This window comes from Candidatus Cloacimonadaceae bacterium (assembly GCA_030693415.1).
Lineage (GTDB): Bacteria > Cloacimonadota > Cloacimonadia > Cloacimonadales > Cloacimonadaceae > JAUYAR01.
In genome coordinates, this window is record JAUYAR010000108.1 from 1 (window position 1) to 18,041 (window position 18,041).

11 protein-coding genes are annotated in these 18,041 nt (G+C 49.0%); all 11 read right to left on the reverse strand.

Translation table 11 applies throughout. The annotated features are described in order from the left end of the window. Positions 1-390: 390 nt before the first annotated feature. Positions 391-1,146, reverse strand: coding sequence for a prepilin peptidase (locus Q8M98_06585; GenBank protein ID MDP3114427.1), 756 nt, complete (start codon positions 1,144-1,146; stop codon positions 391-393). Between the two features lie 17 nt (positions 1,147-1,163). Continuing rightward, positions 1,164-1,595: a hypothetical protein gene (locus tag Q8M98_06590; GenBank protein MDP3114428.1), complete on the reverse strand. Its 432-nt coding sequence runs from the start codon at positions 1,593-1,595 to the stop codon at positions 1,164-1,166. 67 nt (positions 1,596-1,662) lie between these two features. Next, positions 1,663-2,880, reverse strand: coding sequence for a PLP-dependent aminotransferase family protein (locus Q8M98_06595; protein ID MDP3114429.1), 1,218 nt, complete (start codon positions 2,878-2,880; stop codon positions 1,663-1,665). An 82-nt stretch (positions 2,881-2,962) separates the two neighbouring features. After that, on the reverse strand, positions 2,963-4,258 hold the full coding sequence (asnS, locus tag Q8M98_06600) for an asparagine--tRNA ligase (GenBank protein ID MDP3114430.1): 1,296 nt from the start codon (positions 4,256-4,258) through the stop codon (positions 2,963-2,965). Continuing rightward, positions 4,259-5,242, reverse strand: coding sequence for a Gfo/Idh/MocA family oxidoreductase (locus Q8M98_06605; protein ID MDP3114431.1), 984 nt, complete (start codon positions 5,240-5,242; stop codon positions 4,259-4,261). Then, positions 5,236-6,201 (reverse strand): NAD-dependent epimerase/dehydratase family protein, encoded by a 966-nt coding sequence (locus tag Q8M98_06610; protein MDP3114432.1) that lies wholly within the window; start codon positions 6,199-6,201, stop codon positions 5,236-5,238. The genes Q8M98_06605 and Q8M98_06610 overlap by 7 nt, the downstream gene beginning before the upstream one ends. 77 nt (positions 6,202-6,278) lie before the next feature. Next, a complete protein-coding gene (locus Q8M98_06615; protein ID MDP3114433.1) occupies positions 6,279-8,843 on the reverse strand; it encodes a hypothetical protein in 2,565 nt (854 codons plus the stop codon). Positions 8,844-8,952: 109 nt separating this feature from the next. After that, a complete protein-coding gene (locus tag Q8M98_06620; protein ID MDP3114434.1) occupies positions 8,953-9,573 on the reverse strand; it encodes an ABC transporter permease in 621 nt (206 codons plus the stop codon). Between the two features lie 164 nt (positions 9,574-9,737). After that, complete coding sequence (gene murB, locus Q8M98_06625) at positions 9,738-10,658, reverse strand: UDP-N-acetylmuramate dehydrogenase (protein ID MDP3114435.1); 921 nt, start codon at positions 10,656-10,658, stop codon at positions 9,738-9,740. Between the two features lie 4 nt (positions 10,659-10,662). Further along, positions 10,663-13,536, reverse strand: coding sequence for a helicase C-terminal domain-containing protein (locus Q8M98_06630; protein MDP3114436.1), 2,874 nt, complete (start codon positions 13,534-13,536; stop codon positions 10,663-10,665). Between the two features lie 10 nt (positions 13,537-13,546). Continuing rightward, positions 13,547-17,830, reverse strand: a complete 4,284-nt coding sequence (locus Q8M98_06635) for a sigma 54-interacting transcriptional regulator (protein ID MDP3114437.1) — start codon at positions 17,828-17,830, stop codon at positions 13,547-13,549. Positions 17,831-18,041: the final 211 nt, after the last annotated feature.

Genomic DNA, 18,041 nt, shown 5'->3' on the forward strand with positions numbered 1-18,041 from the left:
AGCCGAATATATGTCAAGATTTATTATGGTTGCCGTTTTGGTTATTTTTTGCTGTTTTTGGGAAGCGCGCTGTCTATTTATCAATGACTTACGAGCACAAAATTGCAAATTTGACCAATTTCGTGCGAAACTTGGGCTATGATATACGATTGAAAAGTCTTATTCAAATGCAAACATGGCAGTAACAGAATATGTTCAGGTCACCCATTTGACCCATAAAGTTCGGGAAACCGATATCAAATGCCAATGGAATGCCTTATTGGATTTGAATGTCGCTCAGATGAGATTAATCTTCCGTATCAAAAAGACTTCAACGGGCTTATCTGCAAGTATGGACATTCCTGCGCGGCAGTGTATCCGCTTTTTTATAAATACCTTCGGAAGTTTGTCTCAGAGATATTTATCCAGAATAGTATTGCCAAACAGAGTCCAAATGATTGCCGCTAAGGCGATGAAATTGCCAAAAGCGAAGACCATGTCCTTGCTGCGGATGAAGATGACGAAATAGACGATGCCCATCAGCGCCGCGAGGAGGATGATGAAAGGGATGTTGATAAAACCGAAATAGGCTCCCAAACCTGTCAGCAGCCAGATGTCGCCACCGCCGAGACCCTCAGTTTTGCGCACCTTGAGATAGAACCAGGCGATCAGAAAGAGAAAGCAAAACACGGTGACGGAGGTGAACGCCGCGTTCAGGAAAAAGATGTCCGTCCTGTTCCTAAAGAGGGCGAAGATCAAGCCGGCGACGATGATCGGGATCGAAAGCAGATGCGGGATAATGTGGTGCAGGGCGTCGATGAAAAAAATCGGGATCAGCAGACAGAAAAGCAGAGCGTACTTGTAGAAGAGAAAGTTATCAATTCCATATACCAAATGCAAGCCGATGAATAAGATAGGAGTGACGATTTCAACCAATAGATGATGCCAGTGGATGGAAGATGAGCAATAGCGGCACTTTCCGTGCAATATAATATAGCTGAAGATCGGGATATTGTAATAAAAAGGGATCGTCTTTTGGCAGGATGAACAGCGCGAGCGGGGCAATATAATCGATTGTTTTCGGGGGAGACGGTCGATGAGAACATTAAAAAAGCTGCCCAAGGACGCGCCGAGAACAGCCAAGATGATGATAATGATCGCGTTCAAGCTTGTCAATGCCTTTATTAGCGGTCAATCCACGAACGCGGACGCATGATTCCGGTGTTTTGCTTGAATTCAAATTGGATGAGGACGCTGTCGGAGGGTTTGTATCTCAGCGAAAATTCCGGGATGACCTTGTTGGAATTGTCGTCATTGATCTTGAAACTGTTTGAAGCGGTGCCGAAATTGACGAAATTGAGGTCGAGATCAAGCTCCAGCCTTGGACTGAATTGATACTTCAGATGATTGGTATAGCGGGAGAGATAATATCCGTCTCCGGCAGAGCTGGTACCCGCTTCGAAGCCCATCGAATGACGCATCGAGAGGCGGTTTAGGTTCAGAAGGGAAGACCCATTGTTACCATAGGGACTGAACCCCGGTCTGGGCATGTTTATCTGTGCCATGAGCGGCGTCAACATCAGGATGAGTGCGGTGATCGCTAAAATAACTTTCATTAGTTCAACTCCTTTTTACTAAAGGTTTAACCTATATGGGACAATCTAATCCGAATGGCGTTCCTTGTCAAGCCGATTCGTCCTTCAAGAGCTGTCCGAGGCGTTTGATCCCTATTTCGATCTGCTCGAGCGAGGAATAGGTAAAATTCAACCGGAGCGCGTTAAAGCGTTCCTGTCCAGTGGGATAAAACTTGCTGCCGGGAATAAATGATACTTTGTGGTCGCGGGCTTTGATGAAGAGTTCGTCGGCGTTGATGTGTTCCGGCAGCTCCAGCCAGACGAAGATTCCGCCTTCCGGCTTTGTCCAATAAACGCTTTCGGGCATATTGATTTGGAGCTCTTCAAGCATCTTTCTCAGATAAGGATGATAGTGATGGCAGATCGTGTTGATATGACCGGGCATGAAACCCATCTCCAGAAAACGTGCCACGACTCTTTGCGAGACGCAGTCCGGGGTCACGTTCACCTTCTGCTGCCATGAACCCATTTTCTCCACAAGTTCTTTACTTCCTTTGACATAGGCGACACGCATGCCGGGACCGATGATTTTGGAAAAGGAAACCGCTTCGGTGACGATGTCCGAACGCTGAAAATCATGATGGGCGAGGTGAAACAGCGTCGGTAAAGGCTTTCCTGTATAGCGCAGACGCGAATAGGGATTGTCCTCGAGAATGGGGATCTCGTGCTCGATGCAAAAAGCGATCAGTTCCCTTCGCCGGGGAAGGCTCATGGTTATTCCGCCGGGGTTTTGGAAATCGGGGATGGTATAGAGGAGTTTGATCCGCTTTCCGATTTTTTTCAATGATTTTACACGATCTGAAAGCAGGTTCATATCGATTCCGCTTTCATCCATGCCGATGCCATGCAGCTCCGCTTCCAAAGCGTCAAAAGCGACAAGCGAGCCAAGGAAAGTGGGCGCTTCGCAGAGAACGACGTCGCCTGGATCGAGCAAAGCCTTGCCATAATAGTAGATAGCATTTGTGGCGCCGTTGGTAATGAGCATTTCGTCGAGACTAAGCTTGTCATAGCCCTCCCACTTCAAAAGCTGCTGCTTGAGCAACGCGTCTCCTTCGCTGGCACCATATTGGAGGACATCATAACCTTCGAGCTTGACCACTTCTTCAAAGATCTCGGATAACATCTGTTTGGGGAAGGTCGCGGGGGCTGGAAACCCTCCGGCAAATGAGATCATGTCCGGCACGTTTTTGGTGGTCGCCACCAGCTCCCGGATCATGGACGATTTCATGGACTGGCTCACCCTTGAGAACTCGTTTGAGTAGTTCATTGCTTACCTCTATGTGTTTTATTTATAGTAATCAAGGTCTTTCGGGCGTCCACGGCAATCGCTGAAAACGCCCGGAAACATGTTAGGGGTAGATTCGATAGATCATCCTTGGGAAGGGGATGGTTTCGCGGATGTGGTGGATACCGCTCATCCAAGTGACGAGCCGTTCCAGACCGATTCCAAATCCGCTGTGGGGCACCGAACCGTATTTGCGCAGATCGAGGAACCATTGATAGGGTTCGATTGGCATGTTTTCCGCCTGCATACGTGATAAAAGTAGGTCGTGGTCATCCTCGCGTTGAGAACCACCGATGATCTCTCCGAAACCTTCGGGAGCGATGAGATCGCTGCCCAACACGATATCGGGATCAAGAGGATCGCGTTTCATGTAGAAGGCTTTGATCTCCTTGGGCCAGCGTTCGATGAAAACCGGCACGGGTGAGCCTTCGGTCAAGAGAACTTCGTCCGCGGCGCCAAGGTCGCTGCCTTGAGTGATCTCGCTGCCTTTGTTTCTGAGGTATTCAATCGCGTCCCTGTGAGTAATGCGTTTGAAGGGAACATCCGAGGCTCTGAGAGCGTCTTTGTCTCTTTCGAGGATAGTCAGTTCGTTGTCGCATTTTTCCAATACGGTGCGGATGACATATCTGATCAGGTCTTCCTGGATCTGCATATTTTCGTCATGCTCAACGAAAGCCGCCTCGGCGTCCATCATCCAAAACTCGGTGAGGTGCTTGCGGGTCTTGGATCTTTCGGCGCGGAAGACTGGACCAAAATCATAAACGCGTCCCAAGCTCATGATCCCCGTTTCGAGATAGAGCTGACCGGATTGGGAAAGATATGCCATGCCTTCGTCGAAATACTCAAGCTCAAAGAGAGTGGTCGTTCCTTCGCAGGCGTTGGGGGTCAAAATCGGTGAATCGAAACGGAAAAAATCATTTTGATTGAGAAAATCACAGATGGCATAATAGACTGTGTGGCGAACGCGCAAGACCGCCCACTGCTTGCTCGAGCGGATCCAAAGATGCCGGTTTGAGAGCAGAAAATCCGGACCATGTTCCTTCTTACTAATCGGATATTCATCCGCGAGTTGGACGATTTTTACTGAAGTGATGGCGAGTTCAAACTGGTTTTCCAGTTTTTGATGCGGCTTCGGGATGCCGGTGAGAATGAGCGAGGATTCAAGGGTGAGCTTGCGCGCCTGCTCAAATTGCTCATCACCGAGATCGGGTTTGAAGGCAACGCTTTGCACTTCGCCGCTACCATCGCGAATGATGATAAAAAGAAGCTTGCCGCTGTGGCGGATGTTTCGCACCCAGCCCTTGAGCGTGACCTCTTCGCCGATGTAGCCGGCGATATTCTTTACGAGAATGTGTTTCATTTATTGCACCTTGTAATTTTGGATGGAAGTCATGATCTGGAGGGCGATTTGCAGAGCTCTCATACCGGCTGTTCCGTCCACGACGGGGTTTTTGTCATTAAGGATGCAATCCACAAAGGATTCCAGCTCCATACTAAGGGCATCCTTGGTATTTTCGGACAGGTCATAGTGTTGCATGTCAACCAGTTGCTCCGGTTTGATCTCAGAGTTGCCCATCATTAATTGCGGCAGGTATTTCAGGATATCGGCGGATTTTTTCATGATGGTGACGTGCTTTGCTTGGAAATCCAGCGAGAAATAAGCGTTTTTTTGGAAGAAACGGATTTTGCGTTCTTGTTTCATCGATACGCGGGAGGAAGTGACATTGGCGACGGCGCCGTTGGCAAACTCGATGCGGGCGTTGGCGATATCGATGGAAGGCGTGATGATGCCCACTCCGCTGGCTCGTATTTCGGTGACCGGACTATGGACAAAATCAAGGATCAGGTCGATATCGTGAATCATCAGGTCAAGCACCACCGGGACGTCCGTGCCGCGGTGATGAAAAGTGGAAAGCCGGTGGGATTCGATGAACATCGGATCGATGATATCTTCTTCCACGTGGCGGATGACGGGATTGAATCTTTCGATGTGCCCCACCTGAATCTTTAGGTTCATTTCCTTTGCCAGAGCGACGAGTTCCTCAGCCTGCCAAAGTTCCGAAGTGATCGGTTTTTCGATGAAGACGTGGCGTCCCTTTTGCAGAGCGAGCTTTGCCAGTTCATAGTGAGCACTGGTGGTGCTGGCGATATCGACTGCATCGCATTTGTCCAAAAGCGCTGTGTAGCTTTCATACGCGTGCACTCCGAGCTTTTGTGAGATCTCATTCGCTCTGTCGGGATCGCGATCAAAGATGCCAACCAGGTCGCAACCCTCGATCTCGAGAAACTTGCGGGCATGATGCTGTCCAAGATGGCCGACTCCGACCACGCCGATCTTTAGCACTCGACACCTTTATTGAGCTTGAAAGTCAGCTTTTCGATCATGTCTTTGGTCATGGATTCAAGGTCGTATTCGTGTTTCCAGCCCCATTCATTTCTGGCGGCGCTGTCATCCATGGAATTTGGCCAAGAATTAGCGATCGATTGCTTGATGGCATCGACTTCATAGGAAAGGCGAAACTTGGGGATGTATTTCTTGATCGAATCAGCGATCATTTCCGGCTCGAAGCTCATTGCAGTTACGTTGAAACAGTTGCGGTGCAAGAGCTTGGAGGGATCGGCTTCCATCAATTCCACCGCCGCTCTAAGAGCGTCCGGCATATACATCATGTCCAAAAAAGTTCCGGCGCAAAGGTTGCAGGTATAGACACCGTCTTCGATGGCTTTGTAATAAATCTCCACTGCGTAATCGGTGGTTCCGCCACCGGGAAGAGTTACGTTTGAAATGATACCCGGATAGCGCAAACCGCGGGCGTCCACGCCAAATTTGAGGTGATAATAATCGCCCAAAAGCTCCGCCGCTACCTTTGAAATGCCATAGATGGTGGTGGGACGCATCACTGTGTCCTGAGGAGTGTGATTCATCGGAGTAGAGGGCCCGAAAGCGCCGATGGAGGAAGGAGTGAATACCGCGCCCTTGGTCTGTCTGGAAATTTCCAGAGCGTTGAAGAGGCTGTCCATATTGATCTTCCATGAATAGACCGGGTTCCCTTCGCCCTTGGCAGAAAGCACCGCCACGAGATTAAAGATGGTGTCGATCTTGTATTTTGCCACAATGCTGTTCATCTTTTTACCGTCGAGCGCGTCTAAAACTTCGAAGGGACCGCTTTCGAGCATTTTTGTGGGGACATTGGCGTGCAGATCCGTAGCCACGACGTTGTAATCACCATAGATATTTCTCAGATAGGGCACAAGCTCGGAACCGATTTGCCCTGCGGCTCCAAGGATGAGGATGTTCTTCATCAATTTACTCCATAAAGTCAGGTTATTTTATTGTATCACACTGATTTTGAAACACTACTTTTGTCAATGCTTTTCCTCTATTTAGCACCGAAAAGACGGGCAAAGAAACTTGGGTTTTTGCGGCTTTCGATCACGGTGTCCGCAGCGAAGACACACTTTGAAGGATCGTGGATGAGTTTCGCGCCCGGATAAAGAATGATGCGCACCCTCGGTTCAAAGCTGGTCTTTCCGTTCAGGATAAGGGTCGCGCCGTTACTGATTGTGACGCTTGATCCCTTCGCAAAGCGGACTTCGGAAATGGGGAAAAACTCGATCTTTTTTCCTTTTTCGATCGTCACCGCTCCACTGACGAGGCTTTCGGAATCCAGCCTCATGTCTTTACGCAAAGTATGTGGCAGGGTTTCAACCATTTGCAGGAAGATTCCGTCTCCGGGACCGATCTCGACATCGATGGATCCGTTATCGGCAGAATATAGCCTTTTCGTATATGGATCATACAGCGCGAAACCTTTGGCGCTTTTCTTAGAGACAGAAAAACGCACAATCTGCGGCGAGGCGTCCGTGAAATAGTTGTCCACATCGTTGGGAACGATGGCTGGCGCATCTGCGTTTTTATAGACGGCACGGCGATTGACCAGCATGAATGAGGGTGTCCCTTCCGCGTCTTTATAGTATCCGCATTGGACATAGCCCTGGTAGGGATCTTTATTGTTTTGGCTCAATACTTGGATATTAGCGAGATTGAAGGTTGCCGGATCGATGTCAAACTTCGTGCCGCTGATCTGGATTGTGTTGGCGGACTGCCATTTGAGTTTTCGAATAAGGGGTCCATACACGTGGAGCTTGGCATTGGCTTCGCCGAGGATTTGCATCGATATCTCGTCTTCGGGAGCCTCCAGACCAAGATAATTCGGCTCGTGCGACAAAGGACTGACGCGGATATAAGTTCTGTTGCCATGCGGGAATGCCGTTTCCCTGTTCGCGGTAATGGCATAATCGATCACGCCATCCGCACCGTAGCATAAAGGTAATAGCTGCAACATTTTGAGCATGCCGCGGGGAGGCATGAAATAGCGCCATTCGCCAGATTCCGGAGGATTGAACTTTTCGCCGAAGGTCTGGGGAACGAATAAGAGCCTGGTATCTTTGTAATCGTCTGAGCCTTTGATTGTAGATGCAAGCAGATGATAATTGCCGATCACCATGGTCTCAAGCTTGTTCTGAATGAACAGACGGTGGTTCAGATCACTGTTCCAGCGGATCAAAGTTCCTGCTCCGGCACCCCATTCCTGCAAGGCATAGGCATCGAGCATCACGACCGCGGGCTTGGCTTCCTGCAGGAACAACCCAAAATGGAAATAGGGTTTCTCACCGGCAGGCTTGACCACACCATCCGAACCCAGATGAGTGGCGGTGATGAGTTTTTTGCCCCGCTGCGAAAGGAATTGTTCCAGTTTTTTATAGGTGGCGAATTGACCCTGATAGGGTTCGTCCTTGGCATAAAAATAGAGAATATTTCCCTTTTCGTCGATTTTGTCGATCTGATCCAGGCGGCTCTGCAATCGCTTCAATATGGGATTGTTGCTCCTCAAGCCGGATGTCAGAGCTCTGTGTAATTCGTCCTCGATCTCGATATAGTCGATCGCAAGCCTGCCAATGCCATGCCAATAGACCTGCGGATTGATGTGATAGAAATATTCTTCGTTCATCGTCTGTTTGAAGATATCACTGCCGGGTTGAGGCATATCTGCATAGAAATCAAAGATATAGAAACCGGTGTCATTATCGGTCGGCAAGCCTGGATAGGCTTTGTTGACGATGTCTGTGGTATATAATGCGGGGTTTAGGGATTTGAGCTCGAGGCTCAGATATGCCGAATCGTCATAGATGCCATATTCCCCGAGCTTGCTGTCCATAGCGCTGGCTTTCAATACTTTCAGCGAGATGGTCGCCACCTTGTCCATTTGCTGTATTTCGTCCCAGGAGAGCGCCACCCTGAGGTAGAGCTTGTTTTCGGATGTGGGATAAAATTTGAAATCGCGTCCAATTGTGCGTGAAGTTTCCCGGTTTTCCTGTTTCCAGCGAAAACGCGGGTGGGAGAGAGCGATCCCAGCCGGATGCTTGTCCCGTGTATCGCAGATCCAGGCATAGCCGTTTGAAAGACCCTTGGGATCGTGGGGTGAGCGCTTTCCGGTATCATGCTTGAATACATAGTTGTATTTATCATTGACGGAATCAAGGATGGGCAATTTATCCACTTTGAAAGTCTTGTTTTCATAGTCGTAGATATATTCCGCTTCCATGCGCAGATAGTTTCCATGTGCCATGGTCGTGGCTCCGATGAAACTGTCTTTTTCCCATGCCCAATCGTCGATAATCGAATAGATTCCATGTTTATCAAGGGCTTGCAGCGTTTTTGCAAGGCGTCCCTTTTCGGCTCCCTCATAGCGCATCGAATAGAGCACAGTGTTGAATCCGGCATTGTGCAGCAAGCGTCCCAGGTCGTCAAAGACCTTTTCCGTCTGATTTGCGTGGTGCATCTGATATTGACTGTAGGCACCGATGATGAATTCATCTTCATGGGCGCCGAAAAGCATCGTTGCAAACATGAAAGTGATGCAGAATATTAGTGTGTGTTTCATTGGGACTCCTTATATTTCAGCAGTATTAAACTAACAATTATTCCTTTATCAGAAAATGGTCTGGGGGTCAGGGAGGATAAGGTTGAGCACATCATAACCGTATGTCTTGCTATGTGTTCTGACGCAGATCCTCATATTCATCCACTTTTTGATAGTGCCACTTTAGAAAGACGCGGTCGAGCAAAGCGACAACTCCAAAGATGGACATGCTGAGGAGAACGATGACGATAATCACGGCAAAGACATGTGCCGTCTGAAAGGATTTTGTGGCGCGGGTCATATAGATCCCCAGACCTCGATTGCCGCCAAGCCATTCGCCGATCACGGCTCCCATGACGCTATAAGTTGCGGCAAGTTTCAAGCCGGTAAAAAAAGTTGGAAGTGAGGCGGGTATCTTCAAATAACGATATATCTTCCATGAATTTGCGCCCATTGATTTGAGTAAGCGGATTTGTTCGATTGAAACCTGTTTCAATCCGTCAAAGAGTCCAAGAGCGACTGGGAAAAAGCAAACAAGGGTGACCGTGAAGATTTTCGCCGAAATGCCATATCCGAACCAAATAATAATCAGTGGCGCTACCGCTATGATCGGTACAGTCTGCGAGATAACCATATAGGGATAGACGATGCGGGCAAAGACGCGGCTGCCATGCATGAGCACAGCCGTCGCCACACCCATAAGCACCGCCAGTGAAAGTCCTGCAAGAGAAGCATATAGCGTCGGCTTCAAGTGCATCCAGATCAGAGCGTGCGAGTCCCAAAAGACTCTGAGTACCGAAAGCGGGGAGGGAAGAACCCAAAAGCCGATAATGGCTTTTGCGCTAAGGTATTGCCAAATAAAAACAAAAATAACGAAAAAGGATAGCGGCAAAAGCACTCTTGAGGCGCGAGGTTTCACATTTCTCCCAACATCCGGATCTCGGTTTCAAGCCGGACTCCGAAACGGTTAAAAACCGTGTTCTGTACATGACGGATAAGGGCGAGAACGTCCGCCGCGCTTGCTCCTCCGAGATTGACGATGAAACCGCAATGCTTGTTTGACACAGCCGCAGCACCTATTTGGAAACCGCGAAGACCGCAATCATCCACGAGTTTACCGGTATAAAAACCATCAGGACGCTTGAAAACGCTGCCGCCGCTCGGCAAATCCATCGGTTGTTTGTCCCATCGCTGATCATGCAGGTCTTGCATGCGGGCTTTGATAGACGCGGGATCATCATCCATCAAGCGAAAAACGCTGCTCAGATGGATATATCCATGCCTCTGCAGAGCGCTATAACGATAGGAAAAATCGTGCTTTTCTGCCTTGAGATGGATGACGGCATTTGCGCTGGTAAGCGATGCCAATGTGGGGGAGAGGCATTTGCTGCAATAGAGAAGGTCCTTGATCTCTCCGTTATAGGCACCGGCATTCATAAACACCGCTCCGCCAACGCTTCCCGGGATTCCTGAGGCAAATTCCAGCCCCGCCAATCCCTCTTCCGCGGTGAAATCGCATAGAGCTTTCAGTTCTGTCCCACAAAAAGCGCTCACAAATATCTCGTCCCGGGTGATCTTATTTAAAAGAGACGTACTAATAGCGATGCCTCTGATACCGCAATCGCTAACGAGAAGATTCGAACCCTTTCCGATAACCGCATAAGGGACATCGAATTCGAGCGCAAAGACGAGTATCTTGATGAGCTGTGCCTGAGTATTTGGAGTAAACCAGACATCAGCTGGTCCGCCAATTTCAAAAGATGTGTGCAGAGACATGGGCTCGTCAAAGCGGATCAGTCTCATTTCGATCAGATCGGGAAAGTGCTTTCGGGTCAAGTCTTTATGGTCTATGTCCGCCTCCTGGGGGTGCATTGAAAAATCGGGCGATGCCGGAAATCAATTCAAGCTCGTTTTTTGTTTCCACACAAGCGGTGGGGAGCACTTGTTTGAAGTATTCGCCATAGCGTTTGTTTGAAACTCTCGAATCCATGATGAGCACGATGCCGCGATCCCTTCGGCTGCGAATCAGGCGTCCGAAACCTTGACGCAGCTTAAGTAGTGCGTTTGGCAGCATGTAATGCATGAAGGAATCTTTGTTTTCGCGCTCAAGCTTGTCGATGAAGGCTTCCACGATCGGCTCAGAGGGCACTTGGAAGGGGATCTTGAATAGAATCAAGAGCGAGAGCGATTCGCCCTGAATATCGACTCCCTCCCAAAATGAGTTCGTGCCCAGCAGGACTGCGTTTCCGTGGCGTTTAAATTCTTCCAATATAGAAGAGCGGCTGCCGGCTTTGCCCTGCGCGTAAAATGGACGGTTGTTGTGGTAGAGGGTGTCTCCGATGTGGTCATAGACGGCGTTCAGGTCTTTGTAGGAAGTGAAAAGAATCATCGTGCCGACGTTGGTGGAGGTGAGTATCTGTTCGATGCAACCCAGCGCCTGATTGATAAAAAAACTATCCTTGTGCTCGGGCAGAAAGCTCGCCACCATCAATCGGGATTGGGTATCGAAATCAAATGGAGATTCAACGATCGCTTCGCTGATGCGTTTGTCATCGATCAGATTCAAACCACTTTGGGCATAAAAATACTTGAATGAGCCCCTCAAAGCTAACGTGGCGGAGGTGAAAACGATGCAGGGAACATTGTCATAGAGCATACGCTTGAGGTGGTCGCCCACTTCGATAGGGGCATAGCATATCGAGGCGGACGGGATGTTGCGATCCGGCTTGGGGTTATTTTCGATCCAAAGTGCGTAGTAGTCCAGTGCGGGACTATCGATGGCGAGGATGCCACCCTCCATTTCCGCAGCTCGCATTTCAATAGCGCTCGACGTCTCGATCAGGTTGTCATAATTTGGCACCTGTTTACCGTTAAAGGATGAGAGCACGTTGGAGAGGGCTCTAAGCTCTTTTTGAAAGTCTTTCCAGGCTTTGACAAGCGCTGAGATTTGATGGTAGAGTGCGCGATAATCCTCCACCCGTTTGATGCGCAGTTTGCCGAAAGAGCCGGATTTTTCGCAATTGAGCCCGGCTTCGCTAAAAAGCGCGAGGATAATCTTGCGCATTCCGTCCAGATGGGTTTCCAGGTTTTTGGATATGGCGGAGATGTGTTCTTTGCCGCTTGCCGGAATCAGACTCTTGGAGAGATTGAATTCCAGAAGGTGCAAAAAACCGGATTGCCGGCGTTTGTGTGCAGAAGACAAGTTATTGAACAGATTGACGATATCAGCATAACCGATTTCAAAGCCAAGGCTCTTTGCCGCGGTCGCCATCAGGTTGTGCGCTTCGTCCACCACCAGATATTTGTATTCGCCAAGGGTGGTGTTTTCCGCCTTGAGATCCGCAAGCAATAGAGAATGGTTCGCCACAACGACGGAGGCGCTTTCGATATGCTTGCGCAGGCTCATCACAAAGCAGTTTTTGTAGTGGGGACACTTGCGGTTGGCACAGAGATAGCGGTCTGAACAGACCTTGCGCCACAGGATACTGAAACGGGTGCGATCGAAAGAAGAATTCTCGCTGACATCCCCACAGCGCGTAAGCATTTTCCAGATATGCAGATAGAGGAGTGCGTGGGCTTCGTATGGAGTCAATCCCTTGCTCTGCTCGAGCAGCATTTCCTCCCAGCGGCGTTCACAGATATAGTTTTCCCGCCCCTTTACCAATGCGGCTTTGAAAGGTATGGGAAGCATTTCTCTGAGCTGAGGAAGATCTTTGTAGAAAAGCTGTTCCTGGAGGTTCTTGGTGTTTGTGGAGACGACAACCTTGGCGCTCTTGGCATTGGCGAACGCGATAGCTGGAACGAGGTATGAAAAGGACTTGCCGACTCCTGTACCGGCTTCCACACAGAGGAATTTCTCTTGCTCAAAGGCTTCGTTGACCCGGTTTGCCATGTCCATTTGACCGGCGCGAAACTCAAATTTGGGAAACTTGTCGGCAAAGAGACCTTCGGATGAAAAGATGGAATCGATGCTCAGATTTTCCGCTTTATCGAGTGTATGCTCGATGACGTTTTCGCGTCCCTTTTCAGGCAGCGTATGCTTTTGACCCACAAGGGCATAGCGGCGTTGATGATCCACCATGCGAGCGAAGAAACCGGTCAAAGTGTCCGTTAAAAGAGCCTGACGCGAAAGATCGAGCAAACGGGCATTGGTCATCATCGAATAGTGCGTGGAGGCGTGAGTAGCGATGGCGACGAGAAGCTCCCCGGTGACCGTCGCATCCGCGTCCGCCCGATGTGCGTTGTCCAGCCTCAAACCAAATAGACTAACCATCGAGGATAGTTTGTGATCGTTGGTGAACGGAAAATAGATTCGAGCCAGTTCCGAGGTGTCCCAGCTATTGTTTTTGAGTGGAAACTCGCCGCTGCGAACGAGATAGTGATTGATGAAACCGAGATCAAAACCCACGTTGTGCCCCACCAAAACGGAGTCTCCGATGAATTCCCGAAAGTCCTTCAAAGCTTCTTTGACGGGGGGTGCGGTTTTCAGGTCTGCAGGATTGATATGGGTGAGATATTCGATAAATTTTGGCATTGAGCCCTTGGGCTTGGCGAACGTGTCGAAACGTGCCACCTCTTTTCCATGCTCAAAACGGATGGCGGCAAGCTCGATAATCTCGCACTTTTCATAATCCAAACCCGTGGTCTCGGTGTCGATTGCGACGAAATCGAGAGTTTCCCAAAAGACGGGGACATGGTCTATTCCGGTTGTCATGTTAAGCCTGTTAATCTTCTTCTTTATATAGGTTATAGCGTTTTAGTTTCTTGATCAATCCTTGCCGCGAAAGGCCAAGCTCTTTTGCCGCTTGGGTTTGGTTCCATTCACAGGTTTCCATGCTCTTGGCGATCATTTGGCGTTCAAGCTCTTCGATGGCATCTTTGAGCGTCCTTTTGCTGGATAGCATACTGATCATGCGCATGTTTTCCATGAAGCGTCGCACCTCGTCGGAGAAATCCGAACTCTTGATGAAAGTGCCTTCTTCGCAGAGGGTTACGGCGCGCTCGAGCTCGTTTTCAAGCTGGCGGACATTGCCTGGCCAGTCGTATTGTTCCAGCGTCTTCATCGCTTCGTCGGTGATACCGAGCGCGGTCTTGCCAACGCGTTTGTTATATTTGTCCAAAAAGTGGATAGCAAGCAGTGGAACATCCCCGGGCCTGTGTTTTAGCGGAGGAACCTCGATGCGGATAACGTTTAGGCGGTAATAGAGATCGAGGCGGAAATCGCCTTTTTTGACCCTGTCCAGGAGTGAGACGTTTGTAGCACAGAGGACGCGGACGTTGACCTTTTCGGTCTTAGTGGCACCGACGCGTTTGATCTCTCCTTCCTGAAGAAAGCGGAGCAGTTTTGCCTGGGTGCTTTGGCTGATATCGGCAATCTCATCAAGGAAGAAAGTGCCGCCATCAGCGATCTCGAACAGACCCTTTTTATCATAAGCGGCGCCGGTGAAGGAGCCTTTGACGTGTCCGAAGAGTTCGCTTTCCAAAAGAGTTTCCGGCAAAGCTCCGCAATACTGAGCCACGAAAGCCTTGTGACTGCGGTTGCTGCTATAGTGCAAGGCTCTGGCGATGAGTTCCTTTCCCGTTCCGCTGGGTCCTTCGAGGAGGACGGTCGTCGGAGTGTCCTTGACCTTTTCGATAATATCAAAGATCTTCATCATTTCAGGGCTCTTGCCGATGATATTGGCATAGAGATTTCCGCTGTTGAGCTGTTCGCGGATGATGGCATGCGTCTTTTCCAGATTGGTGGAGCGAATGTTTTCGATGATGACGATCACTTGGTTGCAGAGCGCACTGAGCAGATTGATAATGCGTTCGGGAAAGTATTGTGATCCGCTCTTGCAATAGAGCAACACGACGCCGAGAGTGGATTTTCGGATCGAGAGCGGGATCAATATGATGTTGTTATAAACCGGCGCGAAACTTGGCTGTTTCAGGTTTTCCAGCTTGTTTGACTGATAGGTCTTGGTGCAGAGATTCATGAAGGTGTCATAATCGGGATCCTCAGTTGAGAATCCGCGAAAGATCTTATAGTCCCAAGAATCCGGCACGGAACCGCTGGTGTGAAGACAGAGAATGCCGCCGTCCGCGTCGGAGATATCGATCAGGCTGGATAGCGATTGCTCGATGAGGACGTCCAGATCGCTGATCGTATTGAGGTTTTGGGTGATCTCATAGAACTTGTTGAGCAGGTTTTCCTCAAATTTGAGATCCTTCATCTCCATTGAGTACTCGCGGTTGATCTTTTGCATGAGGATGTCATTTTGTTCGAGGAGCTTGATCGAACCGTATTTCTGAATGATCTTTTTGTTGTTTTTGAGGATCTGTAGCGCTTGCTCCCATTCCTTGAGGTCAAAGAGAACTTCCGCCAGCTCATAATTTGCCAGCGAGAGCTCATAATTGTTCGCGGTCTGGACGAAAAGCTTGATCGCCTCGTTGAGCTGTACCTTTGCGGAATCGGGGTTTTTTCTTTCCAAAAGAGCGCGCAGATAGTGTGCTTTGCCCAGTTCGAAGAGACGGTTTTGCTCTTCCGCCAGTTTTTGAGCCTGGCTGATATAATAGTCCGCGCTTTCATAGTTGCGGGTGAGAATGAAATAATACGCTTGCTTTTGGCATCCTTCGATGATCTTGTCGCGCGCGTTTATGGATTTGAAGAAATCGAAGCTTTCCACCAAGTAGCTATAGGCTTCCTTGAATTTGTGCAGTTTGGTGAGGACACTGCCGAGGTTACCATAAAGCTCCGCTTTGATATATTCGTCACTAACGGTGGGCAGGAGCTCGATGCCTTTGAAATAAAGGTCATAAGCGAGATTGAGCTCATTCTGCTTTTCATAGACTTCCCCGAGGTTGTTGAAAGAGCGCAGGAGTCCTTCCGTAAAGTCGTTATCCTGGGATTTGCTGATGCCTTGTTCATAAATGGCGATGGAGCGCGCCCAGTCGCCTTTCTTAAAATAAAGTGCACCGAGATTGTTTAGGGACGCCACAGTATTGCGGTAAAATCCGAATTCGATAGCGGTTTCCAGGGACTTCTTAAGGGCATCCTCCGCTTTGTCATATTCGCTGTGGTCCATCCAGGTGACGCCGATGTTGTTGTAGATATTCGTTATGTTATAGGGTTCGTTCAGCATCTTTTGCAGCTTGAGAGCTTCCTCGAGATAAAATAGAGAACGCTGGGGATCGCCTTTGTCATCCATCAAACCGCCGAGGTTGTTATAGCACACGGAGATACCGTTGAGGTTGAAGTGTTCTTTCTCCAAGGCAAGGCTGTTGAGAAAATACTGTTCGCTTTTTCCCCAATCGCCTTGAAACATATAGAGCACGCCGAGGTTGTTAAAGATCGCCGCTAAGCCTTTGTGGTCTTTGGCGAAGTTATACATCGTCTCAGAGTCCTTGAAAGCTTCTTCGGATTGATCCCACTCGTTGATATAATAGTGGATCTTGCCTTTGGTTTTTTTCGCCTCCGCCTGGATGAGATAGCGGCTGACCTTGTCCTCCAAGCTGGAAAGGGATTTGAGCACCGCATCGAGCACGACGAAAGCATCATCAAATTTCTCGGATTCGGTGAGGATATCGGCTTTGAGCAACAATATCTTCGCCTTCCAATAGGGATCGATAGTTGCGGGGGAATATTTCTTGATTATTTCGAGGGCGAAAGCGCTGGAATTTACCGCAAAAAGAGCAGTCGCCAGCAAATGGATGATCTCTTCGGCGGGCAGGGAATTTTCCGTGCAGATGTGAAGACACTGGCGGTAATAGTCTATCGCCTTGTCCTTCTGGTTTTTATCGGAATATGCCAAGCCGGTCTTTTTGGTGATCTCAAGTTTCGCCTCGGCTTTGCGCGTGTGCTTCATCGCATAGTCATAAAGTTCCAAAAGACCGTCGTTGTCCGATATCTTGGCAAAGGTGTCGATCAGAGACTGGAAAAGTTCCGCCTTATATTTTCCGCTCATGCGCAAAAGCCTTGCCTGAACCTGGGGATGGAGCTTTCGATGGGTGAGGACGGCGAGGATCTTTTGCTGGAGAGCGGGGCTAAATTCATCTGGGTTGTTGTGCAGCCACTCAAGCAAAGCGCCTTTTTTTTGCACGATGCAGGGAGAGGAATAGCAACCGACCAAACCAAGCTCGCGAAGACGGGACATGTCTTTTTCTCCGCCTTCGGCGAACCCAAGTTCTTTAGAGAGATCGTCATTGAATTCCGCGTCCAAAAGGAGCATCGAGATGAGCATGTCACGCTGGGACCGGGTGAGCGAAACCAGGGCTTCATGCAATATCTGAGCAGGGTCGAAAGTCTTTTCCAGAAAAGGACTGAGGTCAAATCCCTGTTTCGGTTTGTTGGTCAACATCTCTCGCAGGATCTTTTCCACGATGAGCAGGTTGCCGTCAGAGATCTTTTGGATGATCTCGCTCTCGGAGATGTAGCTCAAATCCGCGTCTGGAAACGTGATTTGCAGGAGCTTTTGCATGTCGTCCACATTCAGCGAGGGGATGAATTCCACTTCAGCGAAGGGGAAAAGGCGTTTTTGAGTGATCACTATGATCTGGATGGCGGAATCCTCAGCATAGTGTACAAGGTATTGTAGAAAGTCCCGGCTGAATGAATCGAGCACATCGCAATCGTCGATGATCAGAAGGCGGGATTTGAGCAAATCCCGTTGGTTTAACTGCTCGGTAATATAGAAAAAGAAATCATATTTGCTTCCGGTGCTAAAGTGTTCTTGATGTTCATCGACCATCATCTGATATTCGTCGTCGCCGATGTCTGTCAGCAGGCGCAGCAGCTCTTGAAACTGATTGAAATACATCGGGTGCGGCGTGAAGAAACGGATCTCCGGATAACTTTCCTTCAGAGCATCGATGATCGGATTGATCAAATAGGATTTACCCGAGCCAGGTTTGCCCGTAATTTCCACCAAATGACTGAATGACTTGTCCTTGAGCAATACGGTCAAATGCGACAGATCAAAGCGCTCGCTTACAAAACTGTGCATCTTTTGATACAACTTTTCCGGCATACGATCCTCAATTATTTTATGTTGTTTACACGAGGACTGTAAATTGAATTTACACATACTGTCAAGAGAAAACTGAATAATCTGATAAGATAGAGCCATTAGTCCGCAGAATTAGAGCCACCCCTCCGAATAATAGAGCCACTCGTTCCGAAGGTGAGAGCCACCTTGCCAATCAGGCATGATTTCAGACCATGGATTCATACACTAAATG

Bases quoted from the DNA above. Each gene is read 5' to 3' on its own strand.
- Q8M98_06590 (MDP3114428.1), bottom strand. From the start codon at position 1,595: ATGAAAGTTATTTTAGCGATCACCGCACTCATCCTGATGTTGACGCCG.
- Q8M98_06595 (MDP3114429.1), bottom strand. From the start codon at position 2,880: ATGAACTACTCAAACGAGTTCTCAAGGGTGAGCCAGTCCATGAAATCG.
- asnS (MDP3114430.1), bottom strand. From the start codon at position 4,258: ATGAAACACATTCTCGTAAAGAATATCGCCGGCTACATCGGCGAAGAG.
- Q8M98_06610 (MDP3114432.1), bottom strand. From the start codon at position 6,201: ATGAAGAACATCCTCATCCTTGGAGCCGCAGGGCAAATCGGTTCCGAG.
- Q8M98_06615 (MDP3114433.1), bottom strand. From the start codon at position 8,843: ATGAAACACACACTAATATTCTGCATCACTTTCATGTTTGCAACGATG.
- Q8M98_06630 (MDP3114436.1), bottom strand. From the start codon at position 13,536: ATGACAACCGGAATAGACCATGTCCCCGTCTTTTGGGAAACTCTCGAT.
- Q8M98_06635 (MDP3114437.1), bottom strand. From the start codon at position 17,830: ATGCCGGAAAAGTTGTATCAAAAGATGCACAGTTTTGTAAGCGAGCGC.